19 protein-coding genes are annotated in these 24,462 nt (G+C 53.9%); 10 read left to right on the forward strand and 9 right to left on the reverse strand.

Translation table 11 applies throughout. From position 1 onward, the window contains the following. Positions 1-62: 62 nt before the first annotated feature. On the reverse strand, positions 63-2,372 hold the full coding sequence (locus ACXKZG_RS10765) for an FdhF/YdeP family oxidoreductase (RefSeq protein WP_488876169.1): 2,310 nt from the start codon (positions 2,370-2,372) through the stop codon (positions 63-65). A 286-nt stretch (positions 2,373-2,658) separates the two neighbouring features. On the opposite strand from ACXKZG_RS10765, the gene ACXKZG_RS10770 reads away from it, so the two are divergent. Both ACXKZG_RS10770 and ACXKZG_RS10775 read left to right on the forward strand, forming a co-directional pair. Then, a complete protein-coding gene (locus tag ACXKZG_RS10770; RefSeq protein ID WP_488876252.1) occupies positions 2,659-4,206 on the forward strand; it encodes a PTS transporter subunit EIIC in 1,548 nt (515 codons plus the stop codon). 174 nt (positions 4,207-4,380) lie between these two features. Continuing rightward, positions 4,381-5,316, forward strand: coding sequence for a LysR family transcriptional regulator (locus ACXKZG_RS10775; RefSeq protein WP_455863735.1), 936 nt, complete (start codon positions 4,381-4,383; stop codon positions 5,314-5,316). Here ACXKZG_RS10775 and ACXKZG_RS10780 read toward each other — a convergent pair. From ACXKZG_RS10780 to sapC, 4 genes are all read right to left on the reverse strand, one after another. After that, a complete protein-coding gene (locus ACXKZG_RS10780) occupies positions 5,305-6,468 on the reverse strand; it encodes a CMD domain-containing protein (protein WP_488876170.1) in 1,164 nt (387 codons plus the stop codon). The two genes, ACXKZG_RS10775 and ACXKZG_RS10780, sit on opposite strands and share 12 nt — an antisense overlap. 218 nt (positions 6,469-6,686) lie before the next feature. Next, the gene (gene sapF / locus ACXKZG_RS10785) at positions 6,687-7,496 is read right to left on the reverse strand and encodes a putrescine export ABC transporter ATP-binding protein SapF (protein WP_013202361.1); all 810 of its coding nucleotides are present in this window, start codon (positions 7,494-7,496) and stop codon (positions 6,687-6,689) included. Further along, positions 7,496-8,488, reverse strand: a complete 993-nt coding sequence (gene sapD / locus ACXKZG_RS10790; RefSeq protein ID WP_151037334.1) for a putrescine export ABC transporter ATP-binding protein SapD — start codon at positions 8,486-8,488, stop codon at positions 7,496-7,498. Before sapD ends, sapF begins: the two co-directional genes overlap by 1 nt. Beyond that, positions 8,489-9,379: a putrescine export ABC transporter permease SapC gene (gene sapC, locus ACXKZG_RS10795; protein WP_013202359.1), complete on the reverse strand. Its 891-nt coding sequence runs from the start codon at positions 9,377-9,379 to the stop codon at positions 8,489-8,491. A gap of 835 nt (positions 9,380-10,214) precedes the next feature. Here sapC and ACXKZG_RS10800 point away from each other — a divergent pair. Both ACXKZG_RS10800 and ACXKZG_RS10805 read left to right on the forward strand, forming a co-directional pair. Then, a complete protein-coding gene (locus ACXKZG_RS10800) occupies positions 10,215-10,721 on the forward strand; it encodes a ferritin-like domain-containing protein (protein ID WP_013202357.1) in 507 nt (168 codons plus the stop codon). Between the two features lie 68 nt (positions 10,722-10,789). Continuing rightward, on the forward strand, positions 10,790-11,707 hold the full coding sequence (locus tag ACXKZG_RS10805) for a manganese catalase family protein (protein WP_013202356.1): 918 nt from the start codon (positions 10,790-10,792) through the stop codon (positions 11,705-11,707). Between the two features lie 40 nt (positions 11,708-11,747). Here the strand turns inward: ACXKZG_RS10805 and ACXKZG_RS10810 are convergent, their stop codons facing one another. Both ACXKZG_RS10810 and pdxR read right to left on the reverse strand, forming a co-directional pair. Next, positions 11,748-12,713, reverse strand: coding sequence for a magnesium and cobalt transport protein CorA (locus tag ACXKZG_RS10810; RefSeq protein WP_488876171.1), 966 nt, complete (start codon positions 12,711-12,713; stop codon positions 11,748-11,750). A gap of 78 nt (positions 12,714-12,791) precedes the next feature. After that, positions 12,792-14,276, reverse strand: a complete 1,485-nt coding sequence (gene pdxR, locus ACXKZG_RS10815; RefSeq protein ID WP_488876172.1) for a MocR-like pyridoxine biosynthesis transcription factor PdxR — start codon at positions 14,274-14,276, stop codon at positions 12,792-12,794. 104 nt (positions 14,277-14,380) lie between these two features. On the opposite strand from pdxR, the gene puuE reads away from it, so the two are divergent. Both puuE and ACXKZG_RS10825 read left to right on the forward strand, forming a co-directional pair. Further along, a complete protein-coding gene (gene puuE / locus ACXKZG_RS10820; protein ID WP_488876253.1) occupies positions 14,381-15,646 on the forward strand; it encodes a 4-aminobutyrate transaminase in 1,266 nt (421 codons plus the stop codon). A gap of 204 nt (positions 15,647-15,850) precedes the next feature. Next, positions 15,851-17,332: an APC family permease gene (locus tag ACXKZG_RS10825; protein WP_488876173.1), complete on the forward strand. Its 1,482-nt coding sequence runs from the start codon at positions 15,851-15,853 to the stop codon at positions 17,330-17,332. 132 nt (positions 17,333-17,464) lie between these two features. On the opposite strand, the gene ACXKZG_RS10830 is transcribed toward ACXKZG_RS10825, so the two are convergent. Together ACXKZG_RS10830 and ACXKZG_RS10835 are read right to left on the reverse strand one after the other, a co-directional pair. Further along, positions 17,465-18,157: a cache domain-containing protein gene (locus tag ACXKZG_RS10830; RefSeq protein WP_488876254.1), complete on the reverse strand. Its 693-nt coding sequence runs from the start codon at positions 18,155-18,157 to the stop codon at positions 17,465-17,467. 21 nt (positions 18,158-18,178) lie between these two features. Continuing rightward, entirely contained in the window at positions 18,179-18,907 is a 729-nt protein-coding gene (locus ACXKZG_RS10835) for a FadR/GntR family transcriptional regulator (protein WP_488876174.1), read from the reverse strand. 312 nt (positions 18,908-19,219) lie between these two features. On the opposite strand from ACXKZG_RS10835, the gene ACXKZG_RS10840 reads away from it, so the two are divergent. From ACXKZG_RS10840 to ACXKZG_RS10855, 4 genes are all read left to right on the forward strand, one after another. Then, positions 19,220-20,647 carry a gamma-aminobutyraldehyde dehydrogenase gene (locus ACXKZG_RS10840; protein ID WP_488876175.1) on the forward strand — a complete coding sequence of 476 codons (1,428 nt, stop codon included), beginning with the start codon at positions 19,220-19,222 and terminating at the stop codon, positions 20,645-20,647. A gap of 9 nt (positions 20,648-20,656) precedes the next feature. Continuing rightward, positions 20,657-21,130 (forward strand): ester cyclase, encoded by a 474-nt coding sequence (locus ACXKZG_RS10845; protein WP_013202348.1) that lies wholly within the window; start codon positions 20,657-20,659, stop codon positions 21,128-21,130. Positions 21,131-21,234: 104 nt separating this feature from the next. Beyond that, positions 21,235-23,127 (forward strand): NAD(P)/FAD-dependent oxidoreductase, encoded by a 1,893-nt coding sequence (locus ACXKZG_RS10850; protein ID WP_488876176.1) that lies wholly within the window; start codon positions 21,235-21,237, stop codon positions 23,125-23,127. Positions 23,128-23,131: 4 nt separating this feature from the next. Beyond that, positions 23,132-24,343: a c-type cytochrome gene (locus tag ACXKZG_RS10855; protein ID WP_488876177.1), complete on the forward strand. Its 1,212-nt coding sequence runs from the start codon at positions 23,132-23,134 to the stop codon at positions 24,341-24,343. Positions 24,344-24,462 lie beyond the last annotated feature (119 nt).

Genomic DNA, 24,462 nt, shown 5'->3' on the forward strand with positions numbered 1-24,462 from the left:
CTTCGCGGCAAGTAAAAAGCCGGGAAACCCGGCTTTGATTAATTTCTGAAAACGCAGTGAACTCAGGCGATGCGCAGGCCCGGTTTCGCCTCGGAGAGGGTGATTTTCACCGGCACCGATTTGGAGGTTGGCGTCCCGCTGCCGTCACCGAAGCTGGAAAGGGGAACCAGCGGATTGGTTTCCGGATAATAGGCGGCAAGGTTGCCCTGAGGAATATTGTAAGAGACCAACTTGAAGTTGAACACTTTACGGATAATACCGTCATTCCACAGGGTTTCGATATCGACATCATCGCCGGCGGTGAAGCCCATTTTTGCCATATCGTCCGGGTGCATAAACAGCACTTCGCGCTGACCATAAACGCCACGATAACGGTCATCAAGGCCGTAGATGGTGGTGTTGTACTGGTCATGCGAACGCAGCGTCTGCAGGGTGAACGGCACCTCAACATCGCCCAACTGCGGGAACAGAGAGTCCGGCAAGCGTGCGCTGCTGAACTGGGCCTTATTGTTCAGGGTGTTGAAGCGGAATTCGGCTGCGGCATTGCCGAGGTAGAATCCGCCTTTAATGTCGCACTTCTTATTGAAGTCGGCGAAGCCCGGAATGGTGGCGGCGATATGGTCACGGATCTTGTTGTAATCGGCGGCCAGTTCCAGCCAGTCCAGCTTCTGATTGCCGAGCACGGCGTTGGCGATGCCGGCGACAATCGCCGTTTCTGAACGCTGGGTATCGGCAATCGGTTTGCCCACGCCTTCAGAGGCGTGAACCATACTGAAGGAGTCTTCAACGGTGATGAACTGCGGACCGGACGCCTGGATATCCTGCTCGGTACGGCCAATGGTTGGCAGGATCAGCGCATCAACCGCACCCGGGCACAGGTGGCTGCGATTCAGTTTGGTGCTGATTTGCACCGTCAGTTCGCAGCGACGCAGCGCTTCTTCAGTGCGCGGGCTGTCCGGTGCCGCAGCGGCAAGGTTGCCACCCAACGCAATTAGCACTTTAATTTCATTTCGCAGCATCGCTTCCAGCGCTTCAACGGTGTTATGACCGATGTTGCGTGGCGGCTCGAAGCCAAAATGCGCCGCCATGCTGTCGAGGAAGGCCTTGGAAGGCTTTTCATCGATGCCCATGGTACGGTTGCCCTGCACATTACTGTGGCCACGCACCGGACAAAGGCCCGCGCCTTTTTTTCCTAACTGTCCAAACAGCAGTTGCAGGTTGGTGATTTCACGCACCGTATCAACCGAGTGTTTGTGCTGGGTAATGCCCATTGCCCAGGTACAGATCACCCGCTCGGCGCTTTGGTAAATCGCCGCCGCTTCCCGGATTTGCTGCTCGGTAAGCCCCGACTGCTGGACAATTTGCGCCCAGTCTGTCGCTTCAACCACCGCCAGATATTCTTCCATCCCTTCGGTTTTGGCATTGATGAACACTTCATCAAACAGGCCTTTTTCACCGGCGGCAATCAGTTCGTTATGGGATTGCGACAGGGCTTTGACCATGCCACGGATCGCCGCCATATCACCACCGAGGTTCGGCTGGTAATATGTCGAGCTGATGGTGCCGGCTTTGCTGGTGACCACTTCCAGCGGTTTTTGCGGATCGGCAAAGCGTTCCAGACCGCGTTCGCGCAGGGTATTGAAGGTGACGATTTTCGCGCCGTGATCGGCAGCGTGACGCAGGCTGTGCAGCATACGTGGATGGTTGGTGCCCGGGTTCTGACCGAAGACGAAAATCGCATCAGCATGGTCAAAATCGTCCAGACGGATGGTGCCTTTACCCACGCCAATGCTGCGTTTAAGGCCGGTGCCGCTGGCTTCATGACACATATTGGAGCAGTCAGGGAAGTTATTGCTGCCGTTCATGCGACCAAACAGCTGATACAGCCAGGACGCTTCATTACTGGCGCGGCCAGAAGTATACAGCTCCATTTGATCCGGATTGTCCATCGCCTTGATATGTTTGGCGATCAGTTTGAAGGCATCATCCCAGCTAATCGGTTCGTAGTGATCCGTTTCGCGGTTATACCGCAAGGGTTCAGTCAAACGCCCCTGATACTCAAGGAAGTAGTCACTCTGCTGATACAGGGAAGCGACGCTGTACTTTTCAAAGAAGCTGGCATCGACATAACGGCGGGTCGCTTCCCAGGTCACCGCTTTCGCGCCGTTTTCGCAGAAGCTGAAGGTGCTTTTATTGTCATCACCCCAGGCGCAGCCCGGGCAGTCAAAGCCTTTGGCTTTGTTCATGCGCATCAGGTTACGCATGTTTTTAAGGACTTGTTTGCTGTCAAAGACAAAACGGGTGGTGGCTTCAAGAGATCCCCAGCCGCCTGCCGCAGCCTTGTACGGCTTAATTTCAGTTTTAAATTTCATTGGGCTTCACAGGTGTCTTAATTGTTTTAGAGTTGTTAAGAAACTATTGCTTCTTTTGTCGGATTAGTCTGCAACCCGGTAAAAAAATTGTCTAATTGATTGGTTTAATGGTGCGATAGGCGCTGTTTATCGCAAAAGCGTGAACTGACTCAAAGAATCGCCCGTCGCATTGTGTATTTACCAGACTCCTTGCCAGGAACAGGCTAATAATTAACCTTTCTTCAGTGACGACGAGGTGCCTGTGAAAGAATTTGCCAGCAAAATCCATGCGTTCGGCAAGGCGCTGATGATGCCGATTTCGGTAATCGCCGCCGCCGGTATTTTCCTTGGTGTGGCGGCTGCGATGCAGAACCCGGCGATCACTGGCGAAGCCTTTGCCAGCCTGCATACGCCGCAGTTAATCATTGGTTTTATTCGTAAGGTGGCCGGGGCGCTGTTTGCCAATCTGCCGTTGTTCTTTGCGGTAGCCAGCGCCATTGGCCTGGCGAAGGCCGAAAAACCTACGGCGGCGTTTGCGGCGGTGATCGGCTTTATCGCCATGCATGTTGGGGTAAGCGCCACGCTGGGTGCGCAGGGACTGACTGCGGCAACCACCACGCCAGACGCGTTGCAGGCCAAAGGCATGGCGCAGACGGCCGCGATGATGACCTCCGCCGAATACATTCAGATGCTGGGCATCTTTACTTACAATATGAGCGTGCTGGGTGGGGTAATTTCCGGGCTGTTGACGGTAATGATTCATAACCGTTTCTATACCACGCAGTTGCCAACGGCAATCAGCTTCTTTGGCGGCAGGCGGCTGGTGCCGATTATCACCGTGCTGGTGCTGCCGCTGGTGGGTGTGTTGCTGGCGATGATCTGGCCGACCATCGGCGCAGGCATTGCCTGGGTTGGCGAGCTGATTGGTAAAAGCGGCCAGTATGGCGCATTCCTTTATGGCACCAGTGAGCGGCTGCTCATCCCAACCGGTCTGCACCATATTCTGAATGAAACGGTGCGCTTTACCCCCATCGGCGGGGTGGCGACCGTAAACAATGAGACCATTGTCGGCGCGCTGAACATCTTCAACACCGCCTTAACCCATCCGGGTTCGATCCCCGATGAAACGGTACAAAATGCCACTAAGTTCCTCGCCCAGGGCAAAATTCCGGTAATGATGTTTGGTCTGCCTGCCGCCGCGCTGGCGATGTACCACACCGCGCGACCGGAGCATAAACAGCGGGTAAAAGCCCTGGTGCTGGCGGGTGCGCTAACCTCCTTTACCACCGGGATCACCGAGCCGCTGGAATTCTGCTTTATCTTTGTCTCGCCGGTGCTCTATCTGTTCCACGCCGTGCTGAGCGGGCTCTCATTTATGCTGATGTCCGCGCTGCATTTGATGATTGGCAACATTCAGGGGGGCGCCATCGATCTGGTGGTGTTCGGTATTCTCGGCGGCAGTAAAACGCAGTGGTGGTGGGCCATCGTGCTCGGACTGATATATGTGCCGGTTTACTACTATGGCTTCAAGTTTGTCATCACTAAAATGCGTGTTGAAACGCCAGGGCGGGAGTCGGATGAAGCCGAAACCGCGCCGCAAAAAGTCAGCGCCGATCAGCGAACCCAGGTGATCATCAGCGGTCTGGGCGGCGAAGCCAATATAGAGGACGTCGATTGCTGCTTCACCCGGCTCCGTGTGCGGGTAAAAGAAATGCGGGAAGTGGTCGATCAAACCTTAATGTCGACGGGTGCCAATGGCGTTAACCGGGTCAGCGATCATGATGTGCAGGTAATTTACGGTCCGCAGGTGGAAAAAATTGCCCACGAGGTGAAAACAGCGCTGGGCGTTGGCTGAAATCTGCCGATAAAAAAATACCGGCTGCGAAGCCGGTATGATGAACAGCATCTTGTGAAGACTGTTAAGGGGAGTAAACTTCAGCGGGTTTTCCAGAAAATAGCCCGCTCATTCAATCTGATAACCCGAATGCCAGCATTAAGGACCGCCTTCACCACATGAAAGTTAACAACGATGGACATTAAACAGCTTACCTATCTGGTCAATCTGGAGCGCGAGCGCCACTTTGGTCGTGCGGCGGAAGCCAGCTTTGTCAGCCAGCCTACGCTGTCGATGCGCCTGAAGAATCTGGAAAAAGAGCTGGGATTGTCGCTGATCAACCGCAGCAATAACTTTGATGGCTTCACCGCAGAAGGTGAACGCGTGCTCTCCTGGGCGCGTGAAATCGTCTCGGTATATCAGGGACTGAAACTGGAAGTGGAATCACTCAAGCACGGCGTGAAAGGCACGCTGCGCATCGGCGTGGTGCCGCAGTGCAGTATTTCCCTGCCGTTGATGCTGAAGGGCATCAGCGAACGCTATCCCCAGTTGGATTATCGCGTCGCGGTGTTAAGCGCGGACCAGCTGCTGGATGCGCTTAACAGCCACACGGTGGATGTCGGCATCGGTTTCTTTGAGCTGGCCACCCTGCGCGAGCTGCATTTTCAGGCTGAACCCTTGCGGGATGACGGCGTGGAAGTGGTGTTTCATCCGCAGCATTTTCCCCAGCTGGTTGGGGACACGCCGCTGGAACTGAGCGATCTTGCCGAGGTACCGCTGTGCCTTGCCGAGCAGACACGCTATTTCCGCCGCTATCTGGATACGCATTTTCGTGAAGCGGATATCCGGCTGCGCGTGGTGCTGGAAACCACCTCAATATTTCAGCTGGTGCAGGGGATTCAGGTGGGGCTGGGCTGTCTGATTTCGCCGTGCGGCCATTTGCTGCCGGAAATGACCCCGGAATTGCACAGCCGCAAGCTGGCGATTGCGCCGATGTCACGTCAGGCTGCGGTGGTGATTGCTGAACCGGGCAGGGCGACGCCGCTTGCGCAGCACTTCTTCGATGAGGTGCGTCGCTGGTTAAGCGAAGGACAGGGCGGAAGGCTATCCGCCCCGAGTTTAACGGGCTGAATCCACTGCGGGCGCGGTGGAACCCAAAGCCTGCATCAGGCGATTGTTCCACGCCGCCAGCGCGATACTTTGCACAATACTGAACACCGCGCGATCGCTAAAACCGGCTTCTTTCAGCGGTTGTAGGTGGGCGGCACTGAATCGCTCAGGAGAGCGGGTCAACTGGGCCGCGCAGTGGATCACCGCTTTTTGTTCCGCTGTGGCTTTATTCAGCGCCTGTTCCACGCCTTCAAGCAACGCTTCACGTAACGACGCATCGGCAAACTGCTGGAAACAGAGCGGGCTTCCGTTAATGCGTGCACTGACGGCGGAGGCCAGCCGACCGGCTTCAGTGCCGGTCACGTCCTGCATCGCGTTGAGTAAATTTCCCCAGCCATACAATGCTTCACCATCGTGGGCCAGCAGCCAGGCGCTATCACGCAACAGTTCCTGAGGCTGGCACCAGGTTAAGGCTTCCAGCTGACTGGCGGAGGCGTAACGTAACTCAACCTGCGGTAAAAACGGGCGCCAGGCGTCCCGATGCTGGAAGCAGTCGGACTCCGCATCTTCTGGCAGGGTAACGCCGGGGATCCAGCGCACCGGCAACGCCAGCAGGGCATTCATGCCCGCCACAATACGCGCCTGATAGCTGACAAAACCGATCAGCTGATGGAAGGTGACGATATCCGGTGCCGTTAATCCCACTTCATCCAGACGGGCCAGCGCCACGTTGTCGACCAGGGTTGGCTGGCTAGCCAGTTGACGGGCGTATTCGGTGATCTGGGTAAGGCGTCGGTTGCTCTCGCGGGAAGAGTCGGGGCCGGACAGGGGATTCAGACGCGCGGCATAGTGGTTACACAAGCGCTGAATGCCGGTGACCTGAGCCACGGTCAGCGCGGTGCTCAGACGATCGTAAATGGTCAGCGTATGGGTTTTGCTGGTGGTCAGCTGCTGCGGCAACAGCAGCTGATACAAATCTCGCGAAGCCAGCATCGCAGGCTGACATTGGCTGATGGTCGGCCCTAAGGTGTCGGCATACTGCTGAGCCAGACCAAGCAGAAAGCGGTCTTCAATCTCGGCCGCTTCTGGAAACAGCGGCGCAGCATGGGGCGTTAATGTGGACTGCGTTTCATGATACCAGTGGCTGTTGCCGGGAAAACGGCGCTGTTCCATGATCATTCCTTTTCAAGTTAACCGGCCCGGTGAACCAAAGAAAGAGGGGTATGCGCGTCAACGGGCCTGAAGAGCCTGACTATCCTCGCGCAAGCGCTGAGGTGAACCAAAGAATGATCGGTGCTAACACATAGCGGAATGGTATAACGGCGCGGGAGTGGGCGTGAACCGTGCAGAAATCAGACATTCCGCACGGTTCTGGCAAAGCTTAGCGGAATTTATGCCAGGTCTTTACGCCAGGCGTCGGCTTTTAACGGTTCGCCGAAGTGGCTGTTAATCAGGCGTTTGGTCAGATCGTGGAGCGGGCAGGCCAGCACCTCTGCCGTGCTGCCGCGTTCCACCACTTCGCCCTGGTGCATCACAATCACCTGGTCGCTGATGTGCTTCATCATCCCCAGATGCTGGGTAACGTAGATATACGAAATCCCGTGCTTATCCTGCAGCTCCAGCATCAGATTGATCAGCTGCGAACGCATCGACATATCCAACGACGCCATCGCCTCATCGGCAATAATCACTTTGGGTTGCAGGATCAGCGCACGCGCCAGGCCAACACGCTGTTTCTGGCCCGGTGCCAGCATATGTGGATAGTACGCTGCATGATCGCGCAGCAGGCCGACCTGGCGCAGCGTGGCAATAATCCGTTTCTCGCGCGCTTCCGTAGAGAGTTCGGTGTTTAAGCGCAGCGGAAAATCGAGGATCTGGCCAATGCGCTGGCGCGGATTAAGCGAGGTTGACGGGTCCTGAAAAATCATCCGGATACGCTGGCTGCGATAACCATAATCGCCATACTCCAGCGGATGGTCATCGATCAGAATATCGCCGGTACTTGGCGCCACCATTCCGCTGAGCATTTTCGCCAGCGTTGATTTGCCCGAGCCGTTTTCACCAATGATTGCCAGCGTCTGCCGTTCTCTCAGCGTAAAGCTGACCTCTTTGACCGCCTCAACATGCTGACGACGAAACAGCCCGGTGCGATAGCGGAACGTTTTGCTGAGATTGCGCACTTCCAGTAGCGTTTCAACCATTACTGACTCTCCATGTTAAGTGGGAAGTGGCAGGCAAACAGATGGGATTTGGCACCGGACAACCTCGGCGTTTCAATACACTTCTTCTGCGCATAGGGGCAACGCGGCCCCAGCCGGCAGCCGATCGGCAAGTGTTCCAGAGACGGAATGGCACCGGGCAGGGTGTTCAGCCGGCTTTTATGGGGCATCGCAAGACCAAAATCGGGCATCGCGCGGATCAGCGCCTGAGTATAAGGATGGTGCGGCGCGACGATCAGCGCTTCGCTCGGGGCGGTCTCGACCGTTTGCCCGCAATACATCACGTTAATGCGGTCGGCCCAGTGACTGAGCATCTGCAGGTCATGGCTGATCAGCAGAATAGTGGTGTTGTTGTTTTGGTTCAGACGCGCCAGCAGGCGGAAAATCTGTGCCTGGGTGGTCGGTTCCATCGCGTTGGTGGGTTCATCCGCAATCAGCAGGCGCGGCTGGTTTGCCAGCGCGATGGCAATCATCACTTTCTGGCACTCGCCGTCGGTCAGCTCATACGGAAAGCTGCCCATAATATCTTTGTGATCCTTGATGCCGACGCGGTGCAACAATTCAATCGCCCGGCGGTGACGCCAGCGGAATCGCTGATACCAGCGACCCTTGTAGGTCCATCCGGGAATGGCCTGCACGATTTGCTGGCCAATGTTTTCAGACGGATCCAGACAGGACTGCGGCTCCTGGAAAATCATCGAGACGTTGTGGCCGATGATCTTGCGCCTTTCACGCGGGGAGAGGTGCAGCAGATCGATATCATCAAAACGCATCCGATCGGCGGTGACACGCCAGTTATCTTTAGTTACGCCGCAGATCGCTTTCGCAATCAGGCTTTTGCCGGAACCGGATTCGCCCACCAGCCCGCGCACTTCGCCTTCGGTCAGCGTGATGCTGACGCGGTCCACCGCCTTCACCGGACCGTCGGCGGTCATAAATTCAATCGTCAGGTTACGAATATCAAGCAACGGCATCTATTCAACTCCCGCAACGATGGCCCGACGAATACCGTCACCCAACAGGTTAACGATTAGCACGCTGAGCATAATCGCCGCGCCAGGCAGCATGACCGTCCACGGGGCAACATAGATCAGTTCCAGCGCATCGCCCAGCATCGCGCCCCATTCGGGTGAAGGGAGCTGGGCACCCAGATCCAGGAACCCCAGCGCGGCAATATCGAGGATCGCCATCGACAGGGCGCGGGTAAATTCAGAAACCAGCAGGGCGAGGATATTCGGCAGGATGGCATACCAGAGAATATTCAGGCTGCTTGCGCCGTCCAGCCTGGCGGCAATCACATAGTCTTTCTCCAGCTCGTCATGCACCGCGGTATAAATGGCGCGAACCAGCCGGGGAATGATCGCCAGGAACACCGCCAGCAGGGCATGTTCGAGGCGCGGCCCGAGAAACGCCACCACGATAATCGCCAGTAACAGCGACGGGATGGAAAGCAGCGTATCGAGGATATGGTTCATTATCGCCGAGCGTAATCCTTTGGTCAGGCCGGCCAGCACCCCTAAAACCATGGCACATGCTGCAGCAAAAAACGTGACCAGGATCGCTGAACCGACGGTCGGCGCAGCGCCGCTTATCAGGCGGCTGAGAATATCCCGCCCGAGATCGTCCGTGCCGAGGAAGAACGACACGTCGCCATAACGCGACCAGGAAGGTGGCAGCAATTGGTAACCCAGGAACTGTTGATCCAGCCCGTAAGGCGCCAGCAAGCGGCCAAAGATGCAAATCAGCAGCAGCGCAATAAAGGCATAGAAACCGACCATCGCGCTGGTGTCGTGATAGAACAGACGCCAGGCGTTGCGTAGCGTGCTGGGGAGCCGCTCTTCGGCATAAATATTATCAGCGGGCATGTGATGCCACGTGATGCGGGGTAATCAGGCCTGGGCGTGGGTTAAATTCTTTATTCATATCAGTAATTTGCTCTCTTTTATGCTTCGCGCGGGCTCAATGTCAGGCTATCCGCCACCGGCAGCGTCACAAGCGCGACGCGGGTGAAGATCGGCCCGTACAACTCAGCATAGGCGATTATCCTTCTATATCACTGTCGCAGGCAAGGGAACGCAGAGAACAATTTCACTGATGGATTACAGAAGCTTACGAACGCTGGCGGAATATTGTTAACGCCAGCGCATGCGACGGTTGCTTTTAGCGGACGCGATTTCCCGCGTTTTTGCATGTGAAGTGGCGAGGAATAAAATCATCTCAGCCCGCCGAAATTATTTTGCAGACGTGTTAGTTTTTAATCTAATAACGCCATCCCAAGAAAAAATTTTTGGAAAAACGCTTCCCACTATTTAGCTGATGTAAATCAGGGCACTGTAAAGACATCAACGCCTTAAGTTTTTCATTACCCTCTCTTTGATAATAAATATCATGCGATCGGAAATTATTAAAATCTATTTCATTCAGTATGTTGTGAATTTTATTTGGCCGGAAATGAATATTTTATCGCAACCTACGGTGATAAGTTGGCAGTGCAGTAATTGCATTTAAGTGCTAGCGGAAAATGAGTGAAAAAAAACCACGTTAGGATTAATCTTAATCGTCCATTTATTCCTGCAATATCCAAAGTAATTGTTAAATGCCATCTACGATGATTGTACTGATGAAATAAAGTGAACCCCATACTGCACGGGAAATTAATAGTTAAATTAAGGGGCACAACATCAACCTGAGAGGATCATCATGACGCATTTAGAAAACTATCTCGCCTGGGTAAAAGATGCCCATGCGATGGAAATGCAGGCTGAAAGCATGCTGGAGAAAATGTCCGATCGGCTTGAGCACTATCCCGACCTTAAGGCGCGTATCGACCAGCATATTGAGGAAACCCGGCAGCAGCAGGGGCTGGTCCAGTCCGTCATCGACCGTTACGACACCTCCAGTTCCACCTTCAAGGACGCGATGGGCAAACTGACGGCCATGGGTCAGGCGATGGGCGGGATGATGGCCGATGATGAAGTGGTGAAAGGTGCCATCAGCGGGTATGTCTTTGAGAACCTCGAAATCGCGAGCTACACCTCGCTGATTGCGGCGGCAAAACTGGTCGGTGACGCCGAAGGCGTGCGTGTTTTCACCCAAATTCGTGAGCAGGAAATCGCCATGTCCGAATGGTGCCTGCAGCATCTCCCTGACGTCACAGAACAATTTATGATCCGCTCCGCCACCCCCGGCGTGGAAGCAAAAAAATAAGCCTGTTCCTTTATGCCCGCTACGGTGGGCATTTTTTCGTTATTAATACTGGTTATCCGGAGTTAGCAATGTTCAGACATGTAAAACAACTGCAGTATACGGTTCGCGTGGCAGGCCCAAATCCGGGGCTGGCAAATCTGTTGCTGGAACAGTTTGGTGGACCTCAGGGAGAACTTGCGGCGGCCTGCCGTTACTTCACTCAGGGACTGGGTGATGAGGATCCGGGACGCAAAGATATGCTGATGGATATTGCGACCGAGGAACTGAGCCATCTGGAAATTATCGGTTCGCTGGTCGGGATGCTGAACAAAGGCGCCAAAGGTGACCTGGCAGAAGGCACCGAGAAAGAAGGGGATCTGTACCGCAGTATTACCGGCAACGGCAATGACAGCCACCTGACTGCGCTGCTGTACGGAGGCGGTCCGGCGTTAACCAATTCTGCCGGGGTTCCCTGGACTGCGGCATACGTCGATACCATCGGCGAAGTTACCGCTGACCTGCGTTCCAATATTGCTGCCGAAGCAAGAGCGAAGATTTTATATGAACGCCTGATCAATATGACCGACGATCCGGGCGTTAAGGATGCACTTGGCTTCCTGATGACCCGTGAAGTCGCGCACCAGATTTCCTTCGAAAAAGCGCTCTATTCCATCCGTAATAACTTTCCGCCGGGCAAACTCCCGCCGATTGAGAAATACGCCAGTGCCTATTACAACATGTCCGCCGACGGGGACGTCAGAGGCAGTTGGAACTCGGATGAAAACTTCGATTACGTTGCCGATCCGGCCCCAGCCGTGGATGGCGGAGACGGAACGGCAAGCGTGACGCTTCCTGCGAAACAGCAGGCGGCGTTGGATGCCCTTGCGGCCCGAACCGCCTCCGATCCCCAGGTCAATCCGGTGACCGGCGCCGATATTGGTGCCGTCCCACCGATTGAAAATGAAACGGCATCGGAACCGCCAGCCGGCAAGCCGGCGAAAAAATAGCATTCAGTGCAAGGGCAGGGAAGCCTTTAAGGATGATGGGTTAAATCCATTTGGACTTTCTGAGCTTACGCCACATCAGCACGCACAGTAACAGCGTACCGACCAGCGTTGCAGGATAGCCATAGCGCGCCTGCAGTTCCGGCATATGGGTAAAATTCATGCCGTACATGCTGAATACCACCGTTGGAACCACCAAAATGGCACCCCAACCGGCCAGCTTTTTCACCACCTCATTCTGCTGAACCGTCACCAGCGCCAGATTCACATGCATGGCGCTGGTCAGCATTTCCCGCATGTCATCGGTATCCGCCACCACATGGCTGGCATGATCCTGCACGTCACGAATATAGGCCCGCAGCGGTTTGGGAATGATGTGTTCGTGAATGCGGATCAGCTGGGTGCAGATTTCCTCTACCGGCGCGGCGGCATTCTTTAGCGCCAGCAGATGACGTCGCATGCTGTAAACAACCTGCACCGCGTCCCGATCAAAATCGCTGCGGAACATTGATTCTTCCATATCGCTGATTTTTTCGCCCAGCGCGGCAGTCAGTTCGGAATAGCGATCGGTAATGAAATCGAGGATGCAATAAAGCGGATAGCCCGGACCATGCGACAGCATCTCCGGATTCTGCGAGGCGCGGGCGCGGACCGGGGCATAGCTTTCAGACGCGCCGTGGCGGATGGTAATCAGAAAGTTTTTACCGGCAAAGAGATGCGTTTCGCCAAAGCTGAAATCGCCTTCATGCTCCTTCACCGTTTTCACTACGATAAACAGGGAGTCGCCGTACTGCTCGATCTTAGGGCGCTGATGGGCAGTCAGGGCGTCTTCGACCGCCAGCTCATGCAGGCCGAACTCTTCCTGCACCTTATACATAAAATCGGGCTCGGGCTGGTAAAGACCCAGCCAGACAAAGGCGTCAGGCTCTTTGATCACCTCGCTAATATCTTCCATGTCCACGACTTCATCCTGCCGGCCAGGCCGGTAAACCATGCTGTTGATTATCATATTGTTCCGGGGAGGGCTGCTGAGATGCTAACAGCATAATGCCTGTTGTGCGTTTATGCCTTCTGACAATGACAGGATTCAGTCTGCCAGGCTGGCTTTTATGATGGCAGCCAACTTTAGGAAAGCAGGTTCAAGCTCTTGCTCATCCATATGAGCAAATCCCAGCAGTAATCCCCTTGAGGTCACCGTGCCGACAAAATAGCGCGATAAGGGCCGCACCAGCAGGCCACTGTTGTTGGCTTGCCGTGCAATGTCAGCATCATCGCTATCAATGGGCAGTTGCAAAATCAGATGAAGACCGGCGTTACTGTTGTAGAGCCCCAGGGCATCGATCCCCATAACGCGGGTAATCAAATCGACCAGAATCTGCCTGCGGCGTCCATAGAGCTGGCGCATCTTGCGAATATGCGCCGCGTAATATCCTTCACCAATAAATTCGGCCAGCGCCGCCTGAACCTGCAGGTGTCCACCGCGATACAGTTCACTGTGCATCTTTTTAAGCGGTGCTGAGAGCGTTTTGGGCAACACCACATAGCCAAGCCGCAGTGCCGGATAAAGGGTCTTACTGAAGGTGCCGATATAGATAACCGGACTGTTCTCTTCAAGTCCCTGCAAGGAGGGAACGGGCTGGCCGGAAAAACGGAACTCACTGTCATAATCATCTTCAACGATCCAACTCCCTGAGGTCCGGGCGATCGATAACAGTTGCTGTCTGCGATTCAGGCTCATTACCGACCCCAAAGGATACTGATGAGACGGGGTGACGAAGATAAGCTTTGGCGAGGCACCCACGTTCTGCTCGGGAATAAGACCCTGTTCATCCACCGGCATCGGCGTAATGCCGACGTCGTTGATGCGCAGGATATTCTTTATTCCCCAATACCCCGGCTCCTCAGTCCATGCGCTGTCACCGGGATTGCACAACGAACGCGTTACCAGGTCCAGCGCCTGATGAATACCTTGGGTGATGAGGATCTGATCGGGCGTACATCGCACCCCACGCGCCGTGCGCAGATAGTCGGTCAGGGCCACCTTCAGCACCTCCGCGCCGCCGGTGGAATCGTAGGTCAGGTGCTGCGGAAGGGGATGACGTACCTGACGATCCTGGAACTTCTTCATCACCCGATGAGGAAAATGAATGACGTCCGGTACGCCGGGAAGAAAAGGTCCCCACTGGCTGGGACTTGCGCTGGCATGATGCAGCAGCTGCAGGCATCGGTCTGAAAGTACCAACCGATCTTCTGCCACGGGGTGTTCGGCATTGACCGACGCCTGGGGCCGGGCATCCAGATTATCCAGTACGCTGTGGGTGACGAACGTTCCATTGCTTTGCCGGGTAGAAATATACCCTTCGGCCTGCAATTGCTCATAGACCCGCAGCACGGTATTTCGGGAGATCTCAAGCTCATTTGCCAGATCGCGCGTCGGCGGCATGCGCGCAGCGGGGTTGAGGTTGCCATTCAGAATCGACTCAGCGATCGCCGAATAGAGTCGCTTATGCAGTTTTCCTTCCACACGGTGAAAAAATGCCTGTCTGATCACATCTCCAGCAAGTGAACGCATTTGGATCCTATAAATAAAACAGTCTGGCTCTCGTTTAAGGTACCAAACGCTGACAGATTGTCTCTGGTATTACAAACACTTTGTAAAGAGATGAGGCAATGACTATGAACAATAACGAGCTGCAGCAGCGTCGTCTGAGTGCCACTCCTCGCGGTGTTGGCGTCATGTGTGATTTTTATGCTGCGTCGGCTGAAAACAGCACGATCACCGACGTCGAAGGGAAGACCTATATCGATTTTGCGGCGGGCATTGCGGTGCTGAACACCGGCCATCGGCATCCCCGGCTGGTGAAGGCAATGGAGCAGCAACTGCAGGCCTTCACCCATACCGCCTATCAAATTGTGCCTTACGAGAGCTACGTATCGCTGGCTGAAAAAATTAATGCTGCCGTGCCGATCCCCGGCCCACTGAAAACCGCCTTCTTCTCAACCGGAGCGGAAGCGGTGGAGAACGCCATTAAGATTGCACGCGCGCATACCGGGCGTCCGGGCGTTATCGCCTTCAGCGGCGGTTTCCACGGTCGCACCTACATGACGATGGCCCTGACCGGTAAAGTGGCGCCCTATAAAAAAGGGTTTGGCCCATTCCCCGGTTCCGTTTACCACGTACCGTATCCTTCCGAGCTGCAAAACATTTCAACAGCCGATGCTTTGATCGCCATTGAACGTCTGTTTAAAGCGGATATTGATCCCAGCCAGGTGGCCGCCATTATATTTGAGCCGGTACAGGGTGAAGGCGGATTTAATGTCGCGCCTGCTGAGCTTATCGCAGCCATTCGTCTTCTTTGTGATGAGCACGGCATCGTGATGATTGCTGATGAAGTGCAGAGTGGTTTTGCCCGCACCGGGAAACTCTTCGCCATGGATCATTATGCCCATCAGCCAGACCTGATGACGATGGCCAAGAGCCTGGCGGGAGGGATGCCGCTGTCAGGTGTGGTGGGCAAGGCAGAAATAATGGATGCGCCGTCACCGGGCGGACTAGGTGGCACCTATGCCGGCAACCCACTGGCGGTTGCTGCTGCGCATGCGGTGCTGGATGTTATTGAAGATGAAAAACTCTGCCAGCGTGCGGACGTTCTTGGCGACCGTTTACGTGTTGCGCTGGTGGATTGCAAAGAGTCCTGTGCGGAACTGGTGCAGGTTCGCGGCCTGGGTTCGATGATTGCGGCGGAATTTTGTGATGCGAAGACGGGTGCGCCTTCCGCAACCACTGCCCAGCGGATCCAGAAACGCGCGCTGGAACAAGGTCTGCTGCTACTCACCTGTGGTCAATATGGCAACGTGATCCGCTTCCTTTATCCCTTGACCATTCCCGACGACCAGTTTGATGCCGCCCTCAACATCCTCAAATCGGTGATAAAAAGCTGAAGGACTAACGTTTCCTCATTCCCTGTGCCGGAATACTTCGCTCACGCGAGCGCCGACGAGTGTTATTACTCGTCGGTTTTTTTTATCCCGCTTTCCGCAGCAAGTCATTAACAAAAGTGTGACACGCGCAATATACATATAACTTATTATGTTTTATAAATTAGTCACTATCGCCTGCGATTATGCCCCAACAGAGAGCGACATATGGAACAGACATCTGAAAAAAATAGCCATAACAATCAACCTGAATGCAAAGAGCAGTTCAACCGGTCAATCGGTCTGATTTCCAACTTTGCGCTCGGCTTTACCTACCTTTCTCCTTTAACCGCCGTGTACTCGCTCTTTGCACTGGCCATTACCTTAGCCGGGCCGCCCGCAGTGTGGTGGATCCTGATTGTTGCCTGTGGTCAGCTACTGGTTGCCTTAGTGTTTGGTGAAGTGGCATCGCAATATCCGATCACCGGCGGCCTTTACCCGTGGGCGAGACGGCTGTGGGGCAAAAAGTTTGCCTGGATTACCGCCTGGATCTACCTGTGGGCGCTGGTGGTGACCATTACCTCGATTGCGGAATACACCTCGACCTTTGTGGCGTCGCTATTTCACTTCGTTCAGTCACCGCTCAATTTGCTAATGACCTCAGTGGTGCTGTTATTGATGATGATGGGCGTCAACATGTCGGGGACTAAAAACCTGGCGCGGGTGGCAAAAATTGGGTTTTGGTGTGAAATCGTCAGCGTTATCGCGCTGGGGATTTATCTGTTGATCTTCCACCGGTCACAGCCGTTCTCTGTGGTGTTTGATTCAATGGGCATGTTGGCAAAGGACGGCAGCTATACCACCGCATTTATGTCGGCGTCGCTGATGGGCCTGTTTATGTTTTTTGGTTTCGAAGCCTGCGGCAATGTGGCGGAAGAGGTTAAGAACCCCGGCAAGCAGATCCCGGTGGCGATGATCCTGAGTATTGTATTCGGCGCAATTTCGGCCGTGATTTCCGTCATGGGATATTTGCTGTCTTCACCCGATCTGGCCAGCATTGTCTCCGGTAAAACCGCCGATCCTATCCCGGTAATCCTCAACGAAGCATTGGGCAGCACCGGTTCCACCGTTTTCATCGTCATCGCCATCATCGCCATGCTGTCGTGTATTCTTTCGCTGCAGGCTGCGCTGAGCCGTCTTATCTTCTCTTTCTCACGCGATAAAATGCTGCCGGGCAGTCAGTGGATGTCCAAAATTTCTAAAAATAGCGTGCCGGACAATGCCATGCTGGTGAGTTGCATTCTGCCGGTGATCATCTGCGTCTGGGTCTATTTCCAGCCGGATAACCTCTCGCGGATCACCGCTTTTGCCGTGATTGGCATTTACATCTCTTTCCAGCTGGTGGTGCTTGCCGCGTTACGTCAGCGCCTGAAAGGCTGGAAGCCAGCAGGGGAATGGTCGTTGGGTGCATGGGGCATCCTGGTGAATGTCTTCGCCTTACTTTATGGTCTCTGCGGCATCTGGCTGCTGGCGCAGCCTGCTGATAGCGCGGGCTTCCTGGACCGCTGGACGGTGTTGATTGGGCTCGCAGTCGTGCTGCTGACCGGGCTGGTTTATATGACGGTCGCAAACCCGTTCGGTCGTTCAAGCGCGCCGGAAAACGATGCGATCGAATATGCCAGCAAGCTCAGAGCAAAAGAGGAGTTCTGAGGGCTGCCGGGCTGATGTTCTTATAAGACGTGCGACTAAAACCGTAGCCTGACGCTACGGTTTTTTTGCACTGCATGATGTGGGAGGGTGACTCGTTTGGCGCGGCGCAATGCGTTTGCACGTCGTGCAGCATTACAGCCAGTACAGTGCCGCGTAGCTGTTTTGGTAAGCCCGTTGTTGCGCTTCACCCGTAAACAGTTCGCCAATGCGCAGCCGGGGATTTGACGAAAAAATGATGCGGCCTTCAAGGTTAGTCAGGACGGCTTTTTCGTTCACACACAACGGCAGCAGTTCTTCCTCAATCCGACTCACCAGAATATCCAGCGCGGCAACCCCCAAAACGTTTCCTTCAACCCGAATAGGGACCGCAACGGTCAGCGTCAGCGAGGTATTGCAGATATAGTCAACGTAAGGGCCATGGATATAGGGTTTACCTTCGGCGATCGGGGTTTGGAACCAGGCAAAGGTGCGGAAATCCAGCCGTTGCTGGGTAGACTGATCGAGGTCCAGACTGACCTGTTTTAAGCCGTTATCTTTCTTATACCACCACTCCAGCACCCAGTATTCGCCCACTGAGGCGGTGCTTTCAATGTGGCTGGCAACGCCAGCGCCCGAGCAGTAGGGGTTTTCATCCAGCGTCAGTTTGATGATCGGTTGAATGGCCGCTTTTACGCCTGTTTCCAGCAATGCTTCGGGCCCCGGTTGCGGATGAGCGGAAAGGCAATGGGCGATCTTCTCAGCTAATAAACCGGTACTGTCGACAGATGACTGAAAGATGTCGTCAATTTTGAGGGTTAGCGCATGAATGTGCTCTGAATAATTCATTTTCGACATTGCCTATACGGGTTATTTTTCAGAAGGGTAATTCATTTTCTTTTCTAATAAATAGACGGTGAAGGTATCAATCAGCTGCGAAGCGGCTTGAACGGCTGCCTGTTCTGAATGCGACGCCAGGGCATCAGTAAGCGTGGCATAAAGCCCGTTTACCTCACGATGCACGTCATCAGAGCGATAAAGCACCGCAATCAACGACGCCCATTCGGCCTGCAGTTGCAGTTCCTGATTTGCCAGCCTGGCAGACTGTGAACTTGCCGCGATGGCAAGCAGGCAACGCATGTCGGCCTGCGTTCTCTGTTCCGGGGTTTCTGCCGAGGCCAGCAATGCCGTAAATTCGCGCAGTCGCTGCAAATCTACGTCGGTCATCCTACGTGAGGCCAGCCTGGCGCTGTGGCTGATAACAGCACTGTGCATCTCTCCCAGATCGGAAAGATAATCGGTACTGATGCCCCTGAAAGGGTGGAGGTTCCTGCCGGAATGCAGAACATTTTCACAGACAAAACTGCCGCCATTTCGGCCCCGGACGGTGTGTATCAGTTCATTAGCCCGCAGGGTATTTAGCGCTTCCCGGATGGTAATGTGCGACACGCCCATCATCTTTGCCAAATCCGTTTCATTCGGCAGCTGTTCGTGGGGTTCTAACAGTCCGGTCACAATGGCATTGGAGAGCCGCTGAACAATCTGATCAGAACGGCTGGCCTGTCCTATCGGTGCGAAAATTACCGCGTGAGTAATCATAATCTTCTCTGAAAATCCCTTATGCAGGCCGCCATACTTAACATAAACCACCCTGGCAAGGAAGCAGTAAATAGGGGCGCCTTTTGTCAGGCAGACCGTAGAAATGGGGTGTGAAATCCGTTATTTACCGCAGGCCTGATGCCAATTCACTGCATCGGGTTTCCCCCAAAATGCCAGAGGGAAGGGCAACATTGTAATCATTTTGTTAAAAATGCGAGGCGCTTCATGTTGTAAGGAGAGAGTCATTGAAAAAAACCACGCCAATATATATTACATAATATATTATATGTATTAACCGACGTGGAGAATGCGATGCAAACCTTACAGCACTTTATCAACGGACAGTATGTCCCGAATCAGAGGGAGGATTTTTTTGAGCTGATCAGTCCGGTTGATGGTGAAACCTATGCCATTTCACCAGACGGGGGAACGGCGGAGGTGGATCTTGCCTATGCTGCGGCTGAAGAGGCGTTTGCGGTGTGGAAAAAGTCCACGCCTGCCCAGCGGCAAAAGGCGCTGCTTGGTCTGGCAGATGAAATTGAACGAAACGTGACGCGGCTGGCCGAGTTACAGAGTAAAGAAACAGGACAGCTCAGGCATTTTATTGAGAAAGAAGAGATCGCAGCGTCATGCGATGCCATCCGCTTTTTTGCCGGCGCCGCGCGTTGCCTGGAAGGTAAAGCCGCCGGTGAATACGCGGCGGGATTCACCTCGGTGATCCGCCGCGAGCCGCTGGGGATTGTCGGGCAGGTCACACCATGGAATTACCCCTTTATGATGGCGGTCTGGAAGATCGCCCCGGCATTAGCGGCAGGGAATACGGTGGTGTTGAAGCCAAGTGATACCACGCCCATCAGCACACTTTTGCTGGCGGAATTAGCAGCGCCATTCTTCCCCGCGGGCGCCTTTAACGTGGTGCTGGGAAAAGCCAATACCGGATCGCTGGTAGTGTCGAATCCTGTCGCCTCACTGGTTTCGATTACCGGCTCGGTGCGGGCTGGCCTGCAGGTCGCAGCGTCTGCCGCCGCCAACCTCACTAAATCCCACCTTGAGCTGGGCGGCAAAGCGCCGGTGATCGTGTTTGCCGACGCCGATATGAACAAAGCCGTGGACATCATCACCACCGCCGGATTTTTCAATGCGGGGCAGGACTGCACGGCGGCAACCCGCATTCTCGTTGAGGATTCGGCCTATCAGGATTTCCTTGAAAAACTGGTGTCGCGAACGCGGGAGATCACATTTGGCCTGCCAGATGACCGCGACGCCCTTTACGGATCGCTGAACAGTCGCAGTCAGCTTGAGCAGGTTAAAGGCTTTATTGAACGCCTGCCGTCACACGCCACCATTGAAGCCGGCGGCCATCCGGGCCAGGGGCCTGGCTTCTACTTTGAACCCACCATTATTTCCGGTCTGCAACAGCACGACGAAGCCATACAGCATGAGGTTTTTGGCCCGGTGATGACCATCCAGCGCTTCTCAGACGAGGCGGATGCCCTGCATAAAGCCAATGACGTCGAATATGGTCTTGCCGCCAGCATCTGGACCAGCAGCCATGCCCGCGCGCAGCGATTCAGTATCGATCTCGAGTTTGGCACGGTGTGGATCAACAACCACATCCCGCTGTGTGCAGAAATGCCCCATGGAGGGTTCAAAAAATCGGGTTACGGCAAGGACCTGTCGTCCTATTCCCTCGATGAGTACACCCGCATAAAACACATTATGTGCGACATCAACGATTAGAGGCTCACCATGAAATTACTAAAAATCGCGGCAATGACGGTTGTGCTGAGTTCGTTTAGCGTACTGGCAGAAGAGTCACCGCAATCGGTGGTTAACGATTATATGGCCGCCTGGAATGGACACAACGCTTCGCAGGCGTCGCGTTATCTGGCTAACGATGTCATTTATTACGACGCGGCAACGGGTTCACCCGTTAACGGCAAGGACAGGGCAGAAAAAGAGGTGATTGGCGCGTTTATTCATGCGGTGCCCGACCTGCAATGGAAAATGACCAGCAAGCCCGTTTACAACAAAGACACCATTGCCTTTCAGTGGACGTTTACAGGAACCAATTCGGGTGAGTGGGCGGGGAGTCCGGCAACAAATAACAAAATCAAATTTGAAGGCGTCAGCTTTATTAAGGTGGTAAAGGGCAAAATTACCTATCAGGGCGATTATTACGATTCAAAAAAACTGGATGCTGAGCTGCAATCCTCAAAGTGATAACGCCACCTTGACGCTCTTTTCCATCAGGCGCGGCGGAAAAGAGTGGGTCACATTTAAGCATTTTGCTTCACCCGATAATTAACAGACTTTAAAGGTTAAAAATGTCCATTACCCGACGTGATTTTCTTAACGGTGTTGCGCTGACGGTCGTTGCCGGGTTAACGCCCTGGGATCTGGCCAGGGCGGAAGAAAACGGAATAGCTGAGAAAGCCGGGGAGTATTATCCTCCCTCTTTGATGGGGTTGCGCGGAAATCACCCCGGTTCATTTGAGATGGCGCATGCCCTCGGGCGTGAGCACCAAAAATTCGACTTCGATTCCCTGACGGTTGAGGAAGAATACGATCTGGTGATCGTGGGTGGCGGTATCAGCGGTCTGGCGTCCGCTTGTTTCTGGCAGCAGGTGGCAGGCAAAGATAAAAAGATCCTGATCCTCGATAATCATGACGATTTTGGCGGACATGCTAAACGGAACGAATTTACTGCGGGAAAAAGCACACTGATTGGATACGGTGGCAGTGAATCCTTTCAATCGCCAAAACATAATTTCAGCCCTGAAGTGAATAAACTGCTGGCCGATGTCGGCATCAGCGTCGTTAAAATGAAAGCGGGCTTTGACCAAAACTTTTATCCCGACCTGAATCTGAGTCGTGGGGTATTTTTCGATAAAAAGAACTTCGGGGAAACCCGCATAGTCAGCGGCGATCCGGGACGGGCAGTATCAGACGATATTCCCGCTGACAGACTGAACGGCCGCAAAATTGAAGATTTCATCAACGATTTTCCGCTCGGGGAAAACGACAAAGCCGCGTTAATCGAACTGCATGTCAGGCCAAAAGACTATCTGCCGGGGATGAAAGTCGACGAAAAACTCGCGTGGATGGATAAGCACAGTTACAGCGAATTTCTGTCTGAAAAAGTCGGTTTGAGCAAAATGGCGTTGCTCTATTTTCAGCAGCGTACCAATGATTTTTTCGCCATCGGCATTGAGGGCATTTCCTGCAGTGACGCACGGGTCTGCGCCTTGCCAGGCATGGAGGCGATGCATCTGCCGCCGCTGGATGAGGAATCCCTTGCCGATCTGGAAGAACCCTACACCTATCATTTCCCGGATGGCAATGCAGGCCTGACGCGGATGCTGGTCAGGCATCTGATACCGGATGCATTACCCGGAGAGTCGATGGCAGACGCCGTGACTTCAACGCTTGATTACAGCCGTCTGGACACGAAAGAAAATAGCACGCGACTGCGCCTGAACAGCATTGTGATCAATGCGAAAAATACCGACAACGGCGTTATCGTCACCTATATCCATCAGGGACACCCTTATCGCGTACGCGGTCGCAATAGCATCATGGCCGGTTATAACATGATGATTCCGTTCCTTGTCCCCGAAACGCCGGAGGAACAGAAAGCGTATTTGCGAATGAACGTTAAGGCGCCACTGGTGTATACCAACGTGGCCATCCGCAACTGGCGATCCTTTACCGATTTGGGTATCCATGAATTTTATTCTCCCGCCGCGCCATACAGTCGGGTCAAACTTGATTATCCCGTCAGTATGGGGAAATACCATCACCCGCGTAATGCGGATGACCCGATGCTTATTCATATGGTCTACGTTCCCACCTATCCCGGCAGTAACCTCACCGCACGCGAGCAGTTTCAACGCGGACGCGCCTGGTTATTAGGAACAACCTTCGAGACTCACGAACAGATGATCCGTGAGCAGTTGCAGGAAATGCTTGGCTCGACAGGATTTGATCATCAACGGGATATTGCGGGCATCACGGTTAACCGTTGGGCCCATGGCTACGCCTATTATGCCAGCTCACTTTTCGATGACATGGATAAAATGCCGGAGATCATCAAAGAAGCACGCAAGCCAATTGGGCGTATTGCCATCGCCAATTCTGACTCCGACTGGAGTGCTTATGCTCATGCAGCCATTGATCAGGCATGGCGAGCCGTCAATGAACTGAAGAACCTGGGTTAACGCCATGATTAAAATTATCCTGACAAGCGCATTGATTATCTCTGCCAGCAGTTTCGCCGCGTCTCCAGAGGGAGAGTATGTGGCGCGTATTTCGGACTGCGTCGCATGCCATACCAAAGAGGGCGGCGATGTAATGGCGGGAGGTAAACGATTTCATACTCCCTTAGGGGATATTTTTTCAACCAACATTACGCCGGATGTGAAAGAGGGAATCGGTTTATACAGTTATGCGGATTTTGAAAAAGCGGTCAGAAAAGGCGTGGCCCGTGATGGGCATTATCTTTATCCGGCGATGCCCTATCCGTCATATGCCAAAATGAACGATGAAGATATGCACGCGCTCTACACCTATTTCAAACAGGATGTGAAGGCATCCGCACAAAAAAATAGTCCGGGAGAAATACCGTGGATATTCTCTCCGCGTTGGCCACTGGGTATCTGGAACTGGATGTTCACCGATAGCAACGAAGAGGTTAACACCCCGGCGGGAGTCGACGACGGGGTAATTCAGCGCGGTAAATACCTTGTCGAAGGTCCTGGCCATTGTGGTGCCTGCCATACGCCAAGGGGGATTGGCATGCAGGAAAAATCGTACGACAGTTCTGATGCCACCTTCCTGAGTGGTGCGATGATTGATGGTTGGTATGCACCCTCGCTCAGGAATGGGGCTATTCCGGCTGAAGAAATAAAAGATTTACTGAAAACAGGGCGAAGCAAGCATTCCGCGATTTCGGGCCCGATGAGCGACGTTGTGACACAAAGTACCCAGTATCTGAATAACAATGACCTGAATGCCATCAGCAGTTACCTGGTCAGCCTCAGCGGTAAAAAACCGGCCTCACATACCCATGCGGCTGCAACGGAAACCCGCGGGGCGATCGCTGCAGGCGGTTCCGGGCAGACGCTCTATTTGCGTTATTGCTCAACCTGTCACGGTACAACCGGGCAGGGAACCGATGACAATGTCCCTTCATTGGTGAATAACCCGTCTGTCAGCGCTGAGGAGCCCGACAATCTGATCAAGGTCATCGCGTTCGGCACAGAAACACCGGTCACCCAGGGAAACATTCCCTACAAAATGCCTGCTTATCATGGCCTGCTTCAGCCACAGCAGATGCGGGATATCGTCAACTACGTCAGAGGTCAGTGGGGGAACTCTCCTCATCCGGTTGATGAAGACCACATTAAGGACGTTTTAAACGCGGATAAACAATAACCGTACAGGCCGGGAAGGTGGTAGGAGGTCGGCCGGGCAGAGCGTGGAATGACAATCTGGGAAATTTCAGATATTTGAGAGAAAAATTGAGTGAGCTATCAATGTCGTTGAATATAGCT

The sequence above is a fragment of the Erwinia sp. 2186 genome (genome assembly GCF_057812255.1).